Consider the following 16,153-nt stretch of genomic DNA (forward strand, 5'->3'; position numbering starts at 1 on the left):
TATGGCAAACGAACGTCGCACGCTTCTGTTGGAGTTTGAAAAGCCCCTTGTGGAGCTAGAAGCCCAAATTCAGCAGGTGCGGGATAAGTCCTCGGAGTTTGGCGTTGATGTCTCGGAGCAAATCCGTGAATTGGAAGAGCGCGCCAAGCAGCTGCGCTATGAAATTTTCAGTAAGCTGACGCCGGGGCAAACCCTGCAGGTGGCTCGTCATCCGCGCCGTCCCAGCACGCTGGATTACATCCAAGCCATTAGCGAAGAGTGGATTGAACTCCATGGCGATCGCCGAGGCAGCGATGATCCAGCGATTGTCGGTGGTATTGGTCGCCTCAATGGTCAACCCGTCGTGATGCTGGGGCAGCAAAAGGGTCGCGACACCAAGGATAATGTGGCTCGCAATTTTGGTATGGCCTCACCGGGGGGCTATCGCAAAGCCCTGCGTCTGATGGAGCACGCGAACCGTTTTCAGATGCCCATCCTCACCTTTATTGATACACCAGCGGCTTGGGCTGGGGTAGAGGCGGAGAAGTTTGGCCAAGGGGAAGCGATTGCCTACAATCTGCGGGAGATGTTTCGCTTTGAGGTGCCGATCATCTGTACCGTGATTGGTGAAGGTGGCTCAGGGGGAGCCTTGGCCATTGGTGTCGGCGATCGCCTGCTGATGTTTGAGCACGCCGTCTATAGTGTGGCGCCCCCAGAAGCCTGTGCGGCGATTCTCTGGCGCGATGCCCAAAAAGCGCCCCAAGCGGCGGAAGCCCTGAAAATCACCGCCCGCGATCTGCTGAAGCTGGGGATTATTGATGAAATTGTGCCCGAGCCTGTCGGCGCTGCCCATAGCAACCCTGTAGAAGCGGCGGAAAATCTCAAGGCGGCTCTCCTGCGAAATTTGGCGGCAGTGCAAGCCCTCAGCAGTAGTGAACGGCGGGAGTTGCGCTATCAGAAGTTTCGGCGCATGGGCGTCTTTAGTGAAGCGATATGACCCAACAAGTCTTAATCACGGGCGCCAGTAGTGGCATTGGGGCCGCCACGGCCATTGCCTTTGCCCAAGCAGGGTTTAATGTCGTGCTGTTGGGGCGATCGCCCGCCAAACTTGCTGCCGTTCATGCCCAAGTGGTGGCCTGTGGGGTTGAAGCCCATACCTTTAGCGTGGACTTTAGCGATCCTGAACCCCTGCGATCGCGCCTTGATGAGATTCTCGCTCGTGTTGGCGATGTCCATGTACTGGTGAATAATGCCGGTATGGCAAGAACCGTGCCCCTGATTGATCAACCCTTGGCGGACTGGCAGCAAATTCTTAACGTCAACCTCACCAGTGCCCTCATTTGCTCGCAAGCGGTACTGCCGCAATTGCGATCCCGCCAGTGCGGTACGATAGTAAATGTTGTTTCAATTGCTGGACGCCAAGTTTTTCCCGACTGGGGCGCCTACTGTGTCTCGAAGTTTGCCCTCATGGCCTTGACCAAAACGATGGCAGCTGAAGAACGCGCCCACGGTATCCGCGTGATTGCCATCTGTCCCGGCGCCGTTGATACCCCCATTTGGGAAGACGTAGCAGGAGACTTTGACCGCACGGGGATGTTAACCCCTGAACACGTTGCTAACACGATTTTGTACACGACTCAATTGCCGCAAACGGCTTTTGTGGAAGAGCTAGTGGTGATGCCCCTTGGCGGAACCCTCTAGGCTCCCTTTGTCCTTCACTTGTCACTCTTTCTATGACAACGTTCAATATGCCTGATTCGATCATTAACGGTAAAGCGACCACTCCGGCAATTCTGCCCGATCGCAACACCCACCAAGGCAAAGAAGCGATTCCCCACCCACCCCCCCCAGATGTTGCCAAAGAAGAAATGATGGCCGCAGTGCGCACAATTCTGCTGAATGTGGGTGAGGATCCCGATCGCGAGGGGTTACTGAAAACCCCCAAGCGGGTTGCTGAAGCGATGCAATTTCTCACCAGTGGCTATAGTCAATCCCTTGAAACCCTTGTCAACGGCGCGATTTTCGATGAAGGCCACGATGAAATGGTCTTAGTGCGCGACATTAACTTCTTTAGCCTCTGTGAGCATCACATGTTGCCTTTCATTGGCAAAGCCCATGTGGCCTATATCCCCAACCAGCGGGTGATCGGCCTGAGCAAACTGGCACGGGTTGTGGAAATGTATGCGCGGCGACTGCAAGTGCAGGAGCGCCTGACCCGTCAAGTGGCCGAAGCCATTGAAACCGTTCTCGATCCGAAGGGGGTGGCTGTGGTCATGGAAGCCAGCCATATGTGCATGGTGATGCGCGGTGTCCAAAAACCCGGCTCTTGGACGGTGACCAGTTCGATGCTGGGGGTTTTCCGTGAAGATCAAAAGACCCGTGAGGAGTTTCTGAATCTGATTCGCCATCAGCCGAATTTCTAGGACGTATTCTTGGGGGGCGATCGCTAGCCCCCGCAGTGGTTTTCAGAAACTTAGGTTAGGATGAGAAATAGCGGAATCCTCCTGAGATCATGGGGCAAACACTCTCCTTTTCCAAGCATCGCCAACGCTGGCAAACGCAGCCAAAATTCCTCAAGGTGGGGGTTGCCTATTTGCTGTGGTGCTTGAACTTTGTGGGTTTCTGTGGCCTGCAACGCTTCTATGTTGGCCAGCCGATGATTGGCTTTTTATACCTGATCACCTTTGGCTTTTGTGGCATTGGCCAATTCATTGATCTCTTTTTAATTCCGGGGATGGTAGATCACCGCAATACCTACCTGCGGGGGCGCTATCTGACCGCATGGGAACAAGCCGACCTCAACCCCACGACGCCCATGCACCGCTTACTGCAAGTGGCTAAGGAACACGGTGGCGTCCTTTCTGCCGCCCAAGCCGCACTTTATACCCATTTTGATGCCCAAACCGTTGAGGAACTGCTCTTTGAAGCCCAACGGCTGGGGTATGCCACTGTGTTTAATGACCCAGAAACGGGCGCAGTGCGCTATCGCTTTGATGTCTAGTTCATGCCACGGTTAGACCAGTTTCAACCCATTGGGGCGATCGCCACCACTGCCCAGGGGCTGGCTCAACTGCAACGCCTTGTTGACACGGGGATTCCCCTGAACATCTGGGTACCCAGCCATTTAGCATCCACTCACCCTAGGGTACAAACCTACGATCGCCCCCTTGCCGCGCATCTCGAAAACCACTGGTGCCACTATCAGGCTTGGATTTTTGCCCTAGCCTGCGGCGCGGTGGTACGGTTAATCGCGCCCCTGTTGACCCACAAAAGACAGGATCCGGCGGTCTGCGTTCTGTCTGAGGATGGTCAATGGATCGTGAGTTTGCTAGGTAGTCATGGGGCTGGGGGCGATCGCCTGTGTCAAGTGCTCAGCGCCGCCATTGGTGCGACACCCATTCTCACGGGAGCAAGTCATGCCCAAGGCTACTTTGCTGTGGATACGTGGGGGATGGCCTTGGGGTGGCAACGAGGCAGCGGCGACTGGAACGCGATCGCCCGCCAACAAGCTCAAGGAAAACCGCTGCAAGTGTATCAAACCTGCGGTAGCTCTTTGTGGCGCACGGCTCTTAGTTCAGATCACCCCCTTGAGTTTGTCAGCACCCCACCCCTAGAAAATGCGGTTTGGATTACCGAAAAAGCGTTGCCCTCCTCTTTGATCTCAGGTGTGGCTTGGCATCCACGGGTACTGTGGCTCGGCATTGGCTGTGAACGGGGAACATCGGCAGCCCTGATCCAGCAGGCCATTGACCATACCCTTGCCCAAGCCGAGTTAAGCCCGCTGGCGATCGCCGGCCTTGCCAGTATTGATCGCAAAGCCGATGAAGTGGGGTTATGTCAGGTGGCTGCGGCGCACCATTGGCCAAGCCGCTGGTTTTCCGCTCAAGAATTGGCGCCTGTTAGCGTACCCACCCCCTCAACCATTGTCGCCGCAGAAATGGGAACGCCCAGTGTGGCTGAAGCCGCAGCAGTATTAGCCAGTGAGGGGGGGCGTTTAATTGTTCCTAAGCAGATTTACCGTCAAGGGGGTGAACCCGGTGCGGTGACGATCGCCATTGCCCAGTCTGAACGGGAATTCATTCCCCGCCAAGGTGCCTTGAGCCTGATTGGCACTGGTCCGGGAGCCTTGGATCAACTCACCCTCGCAGCCCGTTCTGCCCTTTTGGCCGCCGATATTCTCGTGGGCTATGGGCTTTACCTAGAGTTGCTGGCCCCCCTGCGGCGACCGGGACAGATGGTCGCTGCCTATGCCATTACCCAAGAGCGACAACGCGCCAAAGATGCCATCGATCTAGCCCAGTGGGGACTCAATGTCGCCGTGGTCTCCTCTGGGGACTGTGGCATCTATGGCATGGCGGGTCTGGTGCTAGAGCTATTGGCAGAAGTGGGTATCAGCGATTTACCCGTAGAGGTGTTGCCGGGGGTGAGTGCCGTGAATGCTGCCGCTGCCCGCCTAGGGGCACCCCTGATGCATGACTTTTGTACCATTAGCCTCAGCGATCGCCTGACCCCTTGGCCAGTGATTGAGAAGCGCTTACGGGCGGCGGCTGAAGCCGATTTTGTGACCGCCCTTTATAATCCGCGTTCGCGCGATCGCCAGCAGCAATTGGTGGACGCCAAAGCCATTTTCTTAAAATATCGTTCACCGCAAACACCCGTGGCGATCGTGCGTGCCGCCTATCGCCCTGAGGAGCAGATCACCCTCACCACCCTTGGCGCCTTGAAACCGGAAACGGTGGATATGTTCAGCTTGGTGCTGATCGGCAATGCCAGTACCCGCCGCTTCCATGATTGGCTGATTACCCCTCGTGGCTATCTAGGAAAGGCATCCTAGAGCAAGCCGGCCTGACCCAGCAGACTAAAGCAAGCCCAGTTGACAATACTGAGGGCGGTCGAGCCAAAAAAGGCGCTCCAAAAGCCATTGCGTAGTCTAAAGCCATCGACAAGGGCTGCTGCAAGGGCAAAAATGGCGGCATTGATAATCAGCGCAACCAAACCAAACGTCAGAAAAATAAAGGGGAATGCAAAGAATTTCAGGATAGCCCCCAACGTGGCATTCAAAAAGCCGAAGACAATCGCCGACCACAGCGCGGTTGTGAATTTATCAATTTCCACACCCAAAAATGAGAGGCGCGACACAATAAACAAACTAATACTGGTCACAATCCAAGTAATGAGTAAACCCCACATACGCAGCTCCTCACCAGTTAAACAACAATCAAAAAGAAGGGCAGTACGGGTATCCCAAAAGTCACGCTAAGCCAGTAGCTGATCAGACTGAGGAGAAGGCTCAGGAGCAGTGAGAGACACAATGACCACAGCAAATGGGAGCCAAACTCCTGCAACCCTTGCCAAAAGGAATCAAAGGACACGTCTAGGACATGGCCATTGGCAGACACCAGTACAGGGGCTTGAGACATCGCACCATCCTCTAGCAGCGTTGCCTTTATTTTAGGCCAGAGATGGGAAGGTCACGTTTTGAGACGCAAATTTTTGTAAATCATGTGTATTCAGGATCTGGGGCGATAATGGAGATAGAGCGCGATGCACTGAGGTGGGCATGGGACAAGGTTGGCAAGTGGGGCGTGTCTTTGGCATTCCCCTCTACATTGATCGGTCGTGGTTTCTGGTGATTCTGCTGTTTACCTTTCTCAATGGCAGTGACTGGCAAGCCACCTACCCGCAGTGGGGAGCACTGGCATGGGGAATGGGATTTGTCGTTTCCCTGCTGTTGTTTGCCTCAGTCTTGCTCCATGAATTGGGACACAGCTTGGTGGCACGTTCCCAAGGGATTACGGTGCGCTCGATTACCCTCTTTCTCTTTGGCGGCATGGCGGCCATTGAACGGGAATCCAATACCCCCGGTCAAGCTTTTCAGGTGGCGATCGCGGGGCCTTTGGTGAGTTTTGCCCTTTTTGCCCTGTTGCAAGGGGCAGCCGTGGTACTGCCGGGGGATCATCCCCTCCATGAACTGTTGCTCTATCTGGCCAATATCAACTTTGTCTTGGGGGTTTTTAACCTTCTGCCGGGACTTCCCCTCGATGGGGGTCAAGTGCTCAAGACAGCCGTTTGGAAATTGACAGGCAATCGCTTTCAGGGGATGCGTTGGGCGGCGCGATCGGGACAACTGTTGGGCTGGTTGGCCATTAGTTTTGGGCTGTTTGTGACCCTCCTTGGCAGTGGTAATGGCCTGTGGTTGGGACTGTTGGGTTGGTTTGCCCTGCAAAATGCGATACTCTACCACCGTCTCAGCCAGCTCCAAGAAACGCTGCTCACTCTAACGGCTGCCGAGGCCATGACACGGGATTTTCGCGTCATTGAGGGCACGCTCTCTCTGCGGGAGTTTGCCGATTGCTATCTCCTCCTAGCTGATCGCCAGCCCACAGCCTACTTTGTCGCCACCGATGGTCGCTACCGCGGTTATTTGGATCCCCAAGCCTTGAACCATGTGGAGCGCAGCCGCTGGGAAGTGACGCCAGTCGAAGAGTTAGCCGTCCCCCTGCGGGCGATCGCCACCGTCAAAGAATCAGACTCTCTCGCCAAGACGGTTTGCACCCTAGAGGAGCAGCAACAACGCTTTGTTACGGTTTTAACCCCTGCCGATGCCGTGGCGGGCGTCATTGATCGCGGCGATGTCCTACTGGCTCTAGCCAAACGGTTGCACTGGCAACTGGGGAAACAGGACATTCAACGCCTCAAGCAAGAAAAGCACTATCCCCCTGAACTGCAATTATTGGAACTGGCAAAAACAGCGCTGCAATTTCAGGGGAGCGATCGCGGCACACCCCTCGTCTCTGAAGTTCGCTAGGTATCGTTTTTAATGGGTAATAATGGCTACTGCAACGGCGATCGCTCGAGCAATCATCAACTTTCGGGATTTAGAGACCAAATTAGGTCTCGTTAAATCCACCAACCCTAACTTTTTTCCTGAGTGGCAATCGGAAACAGCACAGCTCAGCGATAGGGAAATAGAGGCATTAAACCGCTTATCCCAACGGTATTTACTCTACTTAGAAGAAAGTGAAGTGAGCGAGGGAACGCTAAACATTATCTTGCTATCCCCCTTACTAGACGCATTAGGCCTGTGTGACCCCCCCTATCGCATTCGCGGTGAAACATGGGTAGAAATCCAAACGGAAGTTGATAGTGAGGAGGGCAAAGTCAGCCTAGAGGGACGGATAGATGCGCTGACGATTCGGGACAACTTCTGGCTAGTCGTGATTGAAGGTAAACGGAGTGGCTTTAGTGTCTTACGGGCTGTGCCCCAAGCCCTTGCCTATATGTCTGCCTGTCCCGACCGCAATCTCCCTATTTTTGGCTTGGTGACGAATGGCTATGACTATCTTTTTGTGAAACTCATTGGCAATGAATTTGCGCTATCTCATAACTTTACTTTGCTTTCCGATAGCGATCGCAATCTCATCCGCGTCGCCCAGATACTCAAGCATTTAGTCCAGTACATCCCTGTTGCAAAGGACTTTAAGACACCAAAACCTTCAGATCAGATTAACTAACGCGCCCTGGAGGACTCGAACCCCCGACATCCGGTTTTGGAGACCGACGTTCTACCAACTGAACTAAGGACGCAAGGCTGTTTACAGAGGGCGATCGAACCGTGCTTTGATACGCGAGGCTTTACCCACGAGGTTGCGCAGGTAGTAGAGTTTGGCACGGCGGACTTTACCCCGCTGGATTACTTTTATACTATCAATTCGTGGCGAATGTAGCAAAAAGACGCGCTCAACGCCCACTCCTTGGAAGACACGGCGCACGGTAATGGTGCGGTTAATGCCCGTGTTGCGCATAGCAATCACATCCCCTTCGTAGGGTTGGACGCGCTCTTTACCGCCTTCTTGAATTTTGACTCCGACCCGAACGCGATCGCCCACATGAATCACGGGCAAGTCAGTCTTCATTTGCTCCGCTTCAATCGAGCGAATAATCTCTTGGGCGTTCATGACAGTTCCTTAACTCGCAATCTCTTAGCATACCCTAAGCATTTAGACTTGTCTAGGCTAGTTTTTCATTTCTTGCCTTGCACATCGCCAAGGGTGTATCCCAAGCTCAGCAGCATCCGCCGCAGTAGGGGCAAGCTCAAGCCAATGACATTACTAGGAGTCCCGACAATTTTCTCGACAAAGGCACCACCTTGGCCATCGAGGGCAAAACAACCAGCACAGGCAAGGGGTTCACCAGAAGCGACATAGGCAGCGATTTCGGCATCGCTAATATCGGCAAAAATAACTTGGGTGGACTCCACCTCAACACAGGTGCGCCCCTGTGCCAAGTCAATCAAGGCATGGCCTGTCAGCAATTCTCCCGTTTGACTGCGCATTTGTTGCCAGCGGGCGATCGCCACCTCCGGTGAGGCTGGTTTACCATAAATTTCTCCCCCTAGAACCAGCACAGAATCACAGCCCAAAATGAGGGCGGGGGGTGGGTAGGTTTGAGCCACTGTTTCTGCCTTACACCGTGCCAGTAATCGCACCAGTTCCGTGGGAGTAGTTGCCTGAATCACGGATTCATCAAAGTGACTGGGTTGAATAATGGGATCAATGCCAACCTGTCGCAGCAGTTGGCGGCGCGCCGGCGAGGCAGAGGCAAGAACAAAGGGCACCATAGGACTGCTTGCTCAGTAACCGATTCTTATGATCTCACATTGAAATTGTTAAACCTGCATGAGGTGTCCCATTGAGGGTTTATTATCTAGGTGTTGCGTCTGGAGCCAAACCAATGACCAGTGCGGCCTACACCTACACTCCCCCCGGCGGCCTCCCCCAAGATGCCTCGTTACCCGATCACTTTTTGGCCTACAAAACCCTCCAGTCGCTGCCGGAAATTTGGCCTCTCCTAGCGCAACGCCATGGGGAGGTGGTGGCTGTTGATGCGCCCTACGAAGACCCTCCGACGCGCATTACCTACAGTGAACTCTATCAACGCATTCAACGCTTTGCTGCTGGCCTACAAGCGCTGGGTGTCGCTGCCGGCGATCGCGTGGCCTTATTTGCTGACAATAGTCCCCGCTGGCTGATTGCCGATCAAGGCAGTATGATGGCCGGTGCCATTAATGTGGTGCGCAGTGGTACCGCAGAGGCCCAAGAACTTCTCTACATTCTCCGTGATAGTGGCGCAACCCTGCTGCTGATTGAAAACTTGGCCACCTTGCGCAAACTTCAAGAGGGTTTAGCAGAGACAGGGGTGGAAACTGTTGTGCTCTTAAGTGCAGAATCCCCAGAACTTGAGCATTTTCCCCTGCGGCTCTTGAATTTTGGTCAAGTCTTTACGGAAGGACAATATGGCACAGTGCGGGCAGTCGCCATTACCCCCGATGACTTGGCAACGCTGATGTACACCTCCGGTACCACAGGTCAACCCAAGGGCGTGATGGTCACCCATGGGGGGCTACTGAGTCAAATTGTCAATCTCTGGGCAATTGTGCAACCGCAGGTGGGCGATCGCATTCTCAGTATCTTGCCCATTTGGCATGCCTACGAACGGGTGGCCGAATACTTTCTCTTTGCCTGTGGTTGTAGCCAAACCTATACTAACCTCCGTCACTTCAAGAATGACTTAAAACGGTGTAAGCCCCACTACATGATTGCCGTACCTCGTATCTGGGAAGGCTTTTATGAAGGGGTGCAAAAGCAACTGCGCGATGCCCCGGCCACAAAGCGGCGTCTTGCCCAGTTTTTCCTCAGTGTTGGCCAGCAATATGTCCTGCAACGGCGACTGCTCACCGGCCTCAGCCTGACCAACCCCCATCCCAGCGGTTGGCAAAAATTGGTTGCCCGTCTGCAAACCTTTTTCCTCAAGCCTCTCTACGAACTGGGGGAGAAGCGTGTCTATCGCAAAATTCGTGAAGCCACGGGCGGTGAAATTAAACAGGTGATTAGTGGTGGCGGTGCCCTTGCCCCCCATTTGGACACATTCTATGAAGTCATCAACCTAGAAGTGCTAGTGGGCTATGGCCTCACAGAAACGGCTGTGGTACTGACCGCTCGCCGCTCTTGGGCAAATCTACGCGGCTCCGCCGGCCGTCCCATTCCCGATACCGCGATTAAAATTGTGGATCCCGAAACTAAAGCCCCCGTTGAGTTTGGCCAAAAAGGACTGGTGATGGCCAAAGGGCCACAAGTGATGCGCGGCTACTACAACAAACCGGAGGCCACTGCCAAGGTGCTGGATGCTGAGGGCTGGTTTGACACGGGCGACTTGGGCTACCTCACCCCCAATGGCGATTTGGTGCTGACGGGGCGGCAGAAGGACACGATTGTTCTCAGCAACGGCGAAAATATTGAACCGCAGCCCATTGAGGATGCCTGTATCCGCAGCGCCTACATTGACCAGATTATGCTGGTGGGTCAAGATCAAAAAGCCTTGGGTGCCTTGATTGTGCCTAATTTGGAAGCGCTGGAGCAGTGGGTGGCTGCCAAGGGGTACCGGCTAGAGTTGCCGAACCGACCGGCACCAGCGGGCACGGGTGAACTGGTGACGCTGGAGAGCAAAGTGATTATTGATCTCTACCGCCAAGAACTGCTGCGGGAAGTGCAAAATCGCCCGGGCTATCGCCCAGATGATCGCATTGCCACATTTCGCTTTGTCCTCGAACCCTTTACGATAGAGAATGGTCTTTTGACCCAAACTCTAAAAATTCGTCGTCATGTCGTGAGCGATCGCTACCGCGATATGATTAACGCCATGTTTGAGTAATCTCCATGACAGACCCTATGGATACTAAACTGCTCCTGCGGCGCCAGATTATGGTGAAAGCAATCGTCACTCCCGAGTGGAAAGACGATGCCCAAAGGCAGCTTCAGACACAACTAAATCAAGTGGATAGCCAAATTCAGCAGTTAGATTTTCAATTGCAGCAGGTGATTGAGGAACTGCGCAAAAGCACTGAAGCGCCAGACGTAATCAATGCCCGCATTCAAGAGGTTCAAGGGCAAGCCAACAATCAAAAGGCGCAACTGTTGCAGCAAAAAAATCTGATTCTGCAGCAACTCGATCAGGTACAGCGCCTCCAAATGGGTCAGGAAGTCGATCAAGGGCAGGTGGATAACTTCTTCTATGTCACTAAAGGAGACAACTTGATCCAAAAAATGCAGGTGGAGATTCTCCTGCGCAATGGCGTCATCGAAGAAATTCGCGGCACGCTCTAACTTTTACCTTTCATTTTTAGTGAATTTGACTCCCTCTCGATTGCCAACCAAGGATAGCAGCCTCTATGATTCGTGAACTGTTCATGCCCGCCCTCAGCTCCACCATGACCGAAGGGAAAATTGTCTCTTGGGTGAAATCTCCCGGCGATAAGGTGGCCAAAGGGGAAACCGTGCTGATTGTGGAATCCGACAAGGCCGATATGGATGTGGAGTCCTTCTACGACGGCTATTTGGCGGTGATTACCGTGCCTGCTGGCGAAGTGGCACCCGTCGGTTCCACCATTGGCCTTGTGGCAGAAACAGAAGCAGAAATTGCGGAAGCAGAGGCAAAGGCGAAGTCCCTTGGTAGCGGCACGAGTGCTGCGACTCCGACGACGACAACCGCGGCGGCCACCACGAATGGCTCCGCAACGGCTCCTGTGGCAGTGGCTTCTCCCACCAGTGCTGTCGCTGCAACTACTGGGCGAGTGATTGCTTCCCCCCGTGCCCGCAAATTGGCCAAGGAACACAAAATTGATTTGCAGACGCTCAAGGGAACGGGCCCCAATGGTCGGATTACCGCCGCTGATGTGGAAGCCTTGATTGGTGCGCCTGCAACTCCCGTTACACCAGTAGCGACACCCCCTGTCCCCACAGCCGCCCCTGCGACTGCCCCGGTCGTCGCCAAAGAGGATCTGGTGCCCCTGACAACGCTACAAAATGCCGTTGTGCGGAATATGGTGGCCAGCCTTGGCATTCCCGACTTCCATGTGGCCTACACGATTACAACGGATGCGTTGGATCGGCTGTACCAGCAAATCAAGTCAAAAGGGGTGACAATGACGGCGCTCCTTGCCAAGGCGATCGCCCTGACGCTGCAAAAACACCCGATCATGAATGCCTATTACACAGAGCAAGGGATTCAATACCGCCGCGACATTAACATTGCTGTGGCTGTGGCGATGCCGGGAGGGGGGCTGATTACACCGGTGTTGAAGAACGCTGATCAAATTGACATCTACAGCCTCTCGCGCACTTGGAAAGACTTGGTGGAGCGGGCGCGCGCCAAGCAACTGCAACCTGAGGAGTACAGCACAGGTACCTTTAGTCTCTCCAATTTAGGAATGTTCGGGGTTGACTTCTTCGACGCCATTCTCACCCCCGGTCAAGGAGCCATTATGGCGGTGGGGGCGTCGCGTCCAACGGTGGTTGCCACCGAGGATGGCCTGCTGGGGGTAAAACGGCAGATGAAGGTGAATATCACCTGTGATCACCGTGTGATCTATGGTGCCGATGCTGCTGCTTTCCTGCAGGATTTGGCGAAACTGATTGAAACCAATCCCCAAGCCCTGACGCTCTAAACTGTGACTGCCCTGCTGGAAATCAGGGATCTCCATTTTGGCTATGGGGCAACCCCCTCACTACTCCAAGGGATTGATCTCACGGTGCAGGGGAGCGATCGCCTAGGCATCATGGGGGACAATGGTTCTGGCAAAACCACACTTCTGCTGCTCTGTGCGGCTGTTCTTGCGCCACAGCGGGGAACGATCACCTGCTTGGGACAGTCAGTGGTGGCTGGACAGTTTCAACCGGCGGTGGGGGTCGTGCTGCAACATCCAGCGGATCAGTTAATTGGGGCTACCGTGGCCGAGGATGTCGCCTTTGGCCCTGAAAACTTGGGCTGTCCGACCGCAGAAGTGCAGCAGCGAGTTGACCAAGCCTTGGTCAAGACAGGAACCAGTCACTTGGCCAATCGCATGCCCCATCAACTGTCGGGCGGCGAACAACGCATGGTGGCGATCGCGGGCATTTTAGCCATGCAGCCCCAGTTGATTCTCTATGATGAACCCACGGCCTTTTTGGATCAGCGAAGTTGTGGCACGTTGATCGAGTTTTTGCAGGCGGATACCACCCCCGGTCTCATCGTCAGTCATGACCCTGCATTTTTACGCAGAGTCTGTACTCAGATTTTTCTCCTAGAGTCAGGACATCTCCGTCCACTGGCGTTGTAACCTATGCTGCATCGTCGCGTTTGGCTGTTATTTTTTCTCTTCTGTTGGAGTTTGTGTTGGACGATTTGGCCAGTACAGGCAAAAAACTCAACGCTGATTCGCGGCGTCTGGCTGACAACCAATGATTTACCGATCCTGCGCGATCGCCCGCGGTTGGAGGCAACCCTCAATGATTTACAGCGGTTGAACTTCAACACTCTCTATCCCGTTGTTTGGAACTCTGGCTATGTCAGTTTCCCCAGTGCCACGGCCAGGAATCTGGGCATCCAACCCTTTGTCCTGCGGGGAATCCAAGACTACGACATTCTCGGAGAACTCACCCAGCAGGCGCACTGCCGTAATCTCTTGGTCATTCCTTGGTTTGAATTTGGCTTTATGGTGCCAGAAACCTCAGAACTCGCCCTTGGCCATCCAGACTGGCTTACCCAGGGGGTCAATGGTCAAACCACTCGCTTAACGGCGGCCGGGGAAGTGGCGTGGCTCAATCCCTTTCATCCGCAGGTACAAGCCTTTCTCACTAGTATTGTCCTTGAGGTGCTGCGGCAGTATCCAGTGGATGGTGTACAGTTTGATGACCACCTCAGCCTGCCCGTGGAGTTTGGCTATGATGACTACACCCGTGCCCTCTATCAGCAGGAAACCCAAAACCCCGTTCCCGATAATCCCCGTGATCCCGACTGGATGCGCTGGCGTGCCGACAAACTCACCGCCTTTGTGCAAACGTTGCGGCAGCAGGTCAAACAAGAATTTCCCAATGCCATTTTTTCCGTCTCACCGACCACATTGCCCACCGCCTACCAGACATTTCTCCAAGATTGGCCGCAGTGGGTCGCCCTCGGACTCCTCGATGAAGTGATTGTACAAGTCTATCGCTACAATCTTGCCAGCTTTGTACAGCAGTTGACTCAGCCGGAGATGCTCCACGCCCAAGCCAAAATTCCCACCGCCGTTGGTGTCCTTACAGGGCTACGTACCAACCCTGTGCCCATCGAACTGGTGGATGCTAAGGTAGAAGCCGCGCTGCGATCAGGGTTAGGGGTGTCCTTTTTCTCCTTTGAGACGTTATGGGGGCGTGGTCCTGAACCGCGCGATCGCCGCCAAAATACACTTCGCTTCCATTTTCGCCAGCCCCTGCCAAGGCGATTGTTTGCTCAAGCCTGTCCAACTCCCTAGAGCTTACTGCCGCACTCTGGACAAAAGCGATGGGTCGAAATTGTCTTTGCCCCACAGTTGGCGCAGTAGATCAATTCGGCAGCCTTTTCCAGCACCTTCCGTTCCGGCAGCCCCAGCATTTGGGAGTTGGCCTTGCCGGGGGCCACCATCGGGTAGCAATTTTCATCGCGGGTGACATGGGCATCCAGTAGCACGGGGCCATCGTAGGCCAAAACCTCTTGGACAATTGCATCCAAATCGTGGCGATCGCTCACCCGCAACCCCTTAACCCCGTAGGCCTCCGCCAATTTCACAAAATCGGGCATCCCCTTGGCCATATTGGAATGGGAATAACGCTCCTCGTAAAAGGCTTGCTGCCACTGGCGCACCATTCCCTGCCAAAAATTGTTAATAATCACCGTCTTGACAGCAATACCGTACTGAGCCAATGTGGCCAACTCTTGGGAATTCATTTGAAAACTGGCATCGCCACTAATACAGATCACCTGTTGATCGGGTAGTGCCACCTTCACCCCCATTGCTGCGGGCATGCCAAAGCCCATCGTGCCCAAGCCAGCACTGGAGATCCAACGCCGAGGGCCATTTTTCAGGAATTGCGCTGCCCACATCTGGTGCTGACCCACATCAGTCGTGTAGTAGGCATCAGGCGCATGGCGGCCAAAGGCAACAATCACCTCTTGGGGTGAGAGTTCACCACTGGGCTGCGGCACGACAAGGGGATAGTCCTCTTTCCAGACCTTGATGCGCTCGAGCCACGCTTGGGTGACGGGTTCAATGGCTTCACCACTGTCTTCAATGTGCTTGAGGAGTTGCTGCAGCACCGGTTTAACGCTGCCAACAATCGGCACATCCGGCACGCGGTTTTTGCCCACCTCGGCAGGATCAATGTCAATGTGAATCACCTTAGCGCGGGAGGCAAATTCATCCAGCTTACCGGTGACGCGATCGTCAAACCGCGCCCCCACGGCAATTAATAGATCACACTCACTGACGGCAAAGTTGGCATAGGCGGTGCCATGCATCCCCAACATACCCACGGAGAGGGGATGGGACTCAGGAAACGCCCCCTTGCCCATCAGGGTTGTTGTCACCGGAATCTGGAATAGCTCGGCTAACCTGAGCACCTCCTCGTGAGCACCCGCTGTAATTGCACCGCCGCCCACATAGAGCAAGGGTCGCTTGGCCTCACGAATCAGTTGAACCGCTTGGGCAATTTGGCGGACATTGCCGCGAATCGTGGGACGATAGCCCCTTAGCTTGACTTGCCCCGGCTCGATCGGTTCATACTCACAGACTTCTAGGCCGACATCCTTGGGAATATCCACAAGCACAGGCCCTGGCCGACCGGTGGTGGCAATGTAAATGGCTTCAGCAACAATCCGTGCCATGTCCTTGGCTTCGCGCACGACGTAGGAGTGCTTGACAATCGGCAGCGTAATGCCAAAGATATCCGTTTCCTGAAAGGCATCGGTACCAATGGCGGAGCGAGGCACCTGACCGGTAATTACCAGCAGCGGAATGGAATCCATGTGGGCTGTGGCAATGCCTGTCACTAAGTTCGTCGCCCCCGGCCCTGAAGTACCAAAACACACCCCCACTTGACCTGTGGCACGAGCGTAGCCGTCAGCGGCATGGGCTGCCCCCTGTTCGTGGCGTACCAGAATGTGCTGAATGATTCCCTTTGACTCAGCACGGTACAGTTCATCATAAATCGGTAAGATTGCGCCACCAGGATAGCCAAAAATATGCTTAACGCCGTGACGGCATAGGGTATCAATAAGAATGTATGCTCCAGTTGCTTGCACAGGCCAACCTCGTCAGGCAGTGGTGGTAGATGTTTCTAAATTC

General features: G+C 54.4%; 17 protein-coding genes and 1 tRNA gene. 12 read left to right on the top strand and 6 right to left on the bottom strand.

Going from position 1 to position 16,153, the window contains the following annotated elements:
• The first annotated feature begins 1 nt into the window (after position 1).
• From RHJ80_RS02960 to cobJ, 5 genes are all read left to right on the top strand, one after another.
• Complete coding sequence (locus RHJ80_RS02960) at positions 2-976, top strand: acetyl-CoA carboxylase carboxyltransferase subunit alpha (RefSeq protein WP_206201000.1); 975 nt, start codon at positions 2-4, stop codon at positions 974-976.
• On the top strand, positions 973-1,680 hold the full coding sequence (locus tag RHJ80_RS02965; protein ID WP_149820412.1) for an SDR family oxidoreductase: 708 nt from the start codon (positions 973-975) through the stop codon (positions 1,678-1,680). The genes RHJ80_RS02960 and RHJ80_RS02965 overlap by 4 nt, the downstream gene beginning before the upstream one ends.
• Before the next feature lie 47 nt (positions 1,681-1,727).
• Complete coding sequence (gene folE, locus RHJ80_RS02970; protein ID WP_310801428.1) at positions 1,728-2,402, top strand: GTP cyclohydrolase I FolE; 675 nt, start codon at positions 1,728-1,730, stop codon at positions 2,400-2,402.
• 89 nt (positions 2,403-2,491) lie between these two features.
• Positions 2,492-2,980, top strand: coding sequence for a TM2 domain-containing protein (locus RHJ80_RS02975; protein WP_310801429.1), 489 nt, complete (start codon positions 2,492-2,494; stop codon positions 2,978-2,980).
• A 3-nt stretch (positions 2,981-2,983) separates the two neighbouring features.
• Entirely contained in the window at positions 2,984-4,813 is a 1,830-nt protein-coding gene (cobJ, locus tag RHJ80_RS02980) for a precorrin-3B C(17)-methyltransferase (protein ID WP_310801430.1), read from the top strand.
• Here the strand turns inward: cobJ and RHJ80_RS02985 are convergent.
• On the bottom strand, positions 4,810-5,169 hold the full coding sequence (locus tag RHJ80_RS02985) for a phage holin family protein (RefSeq protein WP_310801431.1): 360 nt from the start codon (positions 5,167-5,169) through the stop codon (positions 4,810-4,812). The genes cobJ and RHJ80_RS02985 overlap by 4 nt on opposite strands.
• Positions 5,170-5,186: 17 nt before the next feature.
• Positions 5,187-5,399, bottom strand: a complete 213-nt coding sequence (locus RHJ80_RS02990) for a hypothetical protein (protein ID WP_206201005.1) — start codon at positions 5,397-5,399, stop codon at positions 5,187-5,189.
• 140 nt (positions 5,400-5,539) lie between these two features.
• Here RHJ80_RS02990 and RHJ80_RS02995 point away from each other — a divergent pair, with 140 nt between their 5' ends.
• Positions 5,540-6,787, top strand: coding sequence for a site-2 protease family protein (locus RHJ80_RS02995; RefSeq protein WP_310801432.1), 1,248 nt, complete (start codon positions 5,540-5,542; stop codon positions 6,785-6,787).
• A 22-nt stretch (positions 6,788-6,809) separates the two neighbouring features.
• Positions 6,810-7,493, top strand: coding sequence for a type I restriction endonuclease subunit R (locus RHJ80_RS03000; protein ID WP_206201007.1), 684 nt, complete (start codon positions 6,810-6,812; stop codon positions 7,491-7,493).
• Here the strand turns inward: RHJ80_RS03000 and RHJ80_RS03005 are convergent.
• The 3 genes from RHJ80_RS03005 to RHJ80_RS03015 form a co-directional block, all read right to left on the bottom strand.
• Positions 7,494-7,566 (bottom strand) — tRNA-Trp (locus RHJ80_RS03005).
• 8 nt (positions 7,567-7,574) lie between these two features.
• The gene (gene rplS / locus RHJ80_RS03010) at positions 7,575-7,937 is read right to left on the bottom strand and encodes a 50S ribosomal protein L19 (RefSeq protein ID WP_149820398.1); all 363 of its coding nucleotides are present in this window, start codon (positions 7,935-7,937) and stop codon (positions 7,575-7,577) included.
• Between the two features lie 65 nt (positions 7,938-8,002).
• Positions 8,003-8,599, bottom strand: coding sequence for a nucleoside triphosphate pyrophosphatase (locus RHJ80_RS03015; RefSeq protein ID WP_149820396.1), 597 nt, complete (start codon positions 8,597-8,599; stop codon positions 8,003-8,005).
• 113 nt (positions 8,600-8,712) lie between these two features.
• On the opposite strand from RHJ80_RS03015, the gene RHJ80_RS03020 reads away from it, so the two are divergent.
• The 5 genes from RHJ80_RS03020 to RHJ80_RS03040 all read left to right on the top strand — a co-directional run bounded on the left by RHJ80_RS03020 (position 8,713) and on the right by RHJ80_RS03040 (position 14,305).
• The gene (locus RHJ80_RS03020) at positions 8,713-10,689 is read left to right on the top strand and encodes a long-chain fatty acid--CoA ligase (RefSeq protein WP_310801433.1); all 1,977 of its coding nucleotides are present in this window, start codon (positions 8,713-8,715) and stop codon (positions 10,687-10,689) included.
• 5 nt (positions 10,690-10,694) lie between these two features.
• A complete protein-coding gene (locus tag RHJ80_RS03025; RefSeq protein WP_399375675.1) occupies positions 10,695-11,141 on the top strand; it encodes a YlqD family protein in 447 nt (148 codons plus the stop codon).
• Between the two features lie 65 nt (positions 11,142-11,206).
• Positions 11,207-12,481 carry a dihydrolipoamide acetyltransferase family protein gene (locus RHJ80_RS03030; RefSeq protein ID WP_310801434.1) on the top strand — a complete coding sequence of 425 codons (1,275 nt, stop codon included), beginning with the start codon at positions 11,207-11,209 and terminating at the stop codon, positions 12,479-12,481.
• 3 nt (positions 12,482-12,484) lie between these two features.
• Entirely contained in the window at positions 12,485-13,132 is a 648-nt protein-coding gene (locus RHJ80_RS03035) for an energy-coupling factor ABC transporter ATP-binding protein (protein ID WP_302677321.1), read from the top strand.
• Between the two features lie 3 nt (positions 13,133-13,135).
• Positions 13,136-14,305 carry a family 10 glycosylhydrolase gene (locus tag RHJ80_RS03040; protein WP_310801435.1) on the top strand — a complete coding sequence of 390 codons (1,170 nt, stop codon included), beginning with the start codon at positions 13,136-13,138 and terminating at the stop codon, positions 14,303-14,305.
• Here RHJ80_RS03040 and ilvB read toward each other — a convergent pair.
• Complete coding sequence (gene ilvB / locus RHJ80_RS03045) at positions 14,302-16,110, bottom strand: biosynthetic-type acetolactate synthase large subunit (protein ID WP_302677323.1); 1,809 nt, start codon at positions 16,108-16,110, stop codon at positions 14,302-14,304. The genes RHJ80_RS03040 and ilvB overlap by 4 nt on opposite strands.
• Between the last annotated feature and the right edge of the window lie 43 nt (positions 16,111-16,153).

Source organism: Thermosynechococcus sp. QS41 (assembly GCF_031583515.1).
Lineage (GTDB): Bacteria > Cyanobacteriota > Cyanobacteriia > Thermosynechococcales > Thermosynechococcaceae > Thermosynechococcus.

Coding starts and splice junctions, on each gene's coding strand:
- rplS (WP_149820398.1), bottom strand. CDS start 7,937: ATGAACGCCCAAGAGATTATTCGCTCGATTGAAGCGGAGCAAATGAAG.
- cobJ (WP_310801430.1), top strand. CDS start 2,984: ATGCCACGGTTAGACCAGTTTCAACCCATTGGGGCGATCGCCACCACT.
- RHJ80_RS03030 (WP_310801434.1), top strand. CDS start 11,207: ATGATTCGTGAACTGTTCATGCCCGCCCTCAGCTCCACCATGACCGAA.
- folE (WP_310801428.1), top strand. CDS start 1,728: ATGCCTGATTCGATCATTAACGGTAAAGCGACCACTCCGGCAATTCTG.
- RHJ80_RS02965 (WP_149820412.1), top strand. CDS start 973: ATGACCCAACAAGTCTTAATCACGGGCGCCAGTAGTGGCATTGGGGCC.
- RHJ80_RS02960 (WP_206201000.1), top strand. CDS start 2: ATGGCAAACGAACGTCGCACGCTTCTGTTGGAGTTTGAAAAGCCCCTT.
- RHJ80_RS02995 (WP_310801432.1), top strand. CDS start 5,540: ATGGGACAAGGTTGGCAAGTGGGGCGTGTCTTTGGCATTCCCCTCTAC.
- RHJ80_RS03040 (WP_310801435.1), top strand. CDS start 13,136: ATGCTGCATCGTCGCGTTTGGCTGTTATTTTTTCTCTTCTGTTGGAGT.
- RHJ80_RS03015 (WP_149820396.1), bottom strand. CDS start 8,599: ATGGTGCCCTTTGTTCTTGCCTCTGCCTCGCCGGCGCGCCGCCAACTG.
- RHJ80_RS03020 (WP_310801433.1), top strand. CDS start 8,713: ATGACCAGTGCGGCCTACACCTACACTCCCCCCGGCGGCCTCCCCCAA.
- RHJ80_RS02985 (WP_310801431.1), bottom strand. CDS start 5,169: ATGTGGGGTTTACTCATTACTTGGATTGTGACCAGTATTAGTTTGTTT.
- RHJ80_RS03000 (WP_206201007.1), top strand. CDS start 6,810: ATGGCTACTGCAACGGCGATCGCTCGAGCAATCATCAACTTTCGGGAT.
- RHJ80_RS02990 (WP_206201005.1), bottom strand. CDS start 5,399: ATGTCTCAAGCCCCTGTACTGGTGTCTGCCAATGGCCATGTCCTAGAC.
- RHJ80_RS02975 (WP_310801429.1), top strand. CDS start 2,492: ATGGGGCAAACACTCTCCTTTTCCAAGCATCGCCAACGCTGGCAAACG.
- RHJ80_RS03025 (WP_399375675.1), top strand. CDS start 10,695: ATGACAGACCCTATGGATACTAAACTGCTCCTGCGGCGCCAGATTATG.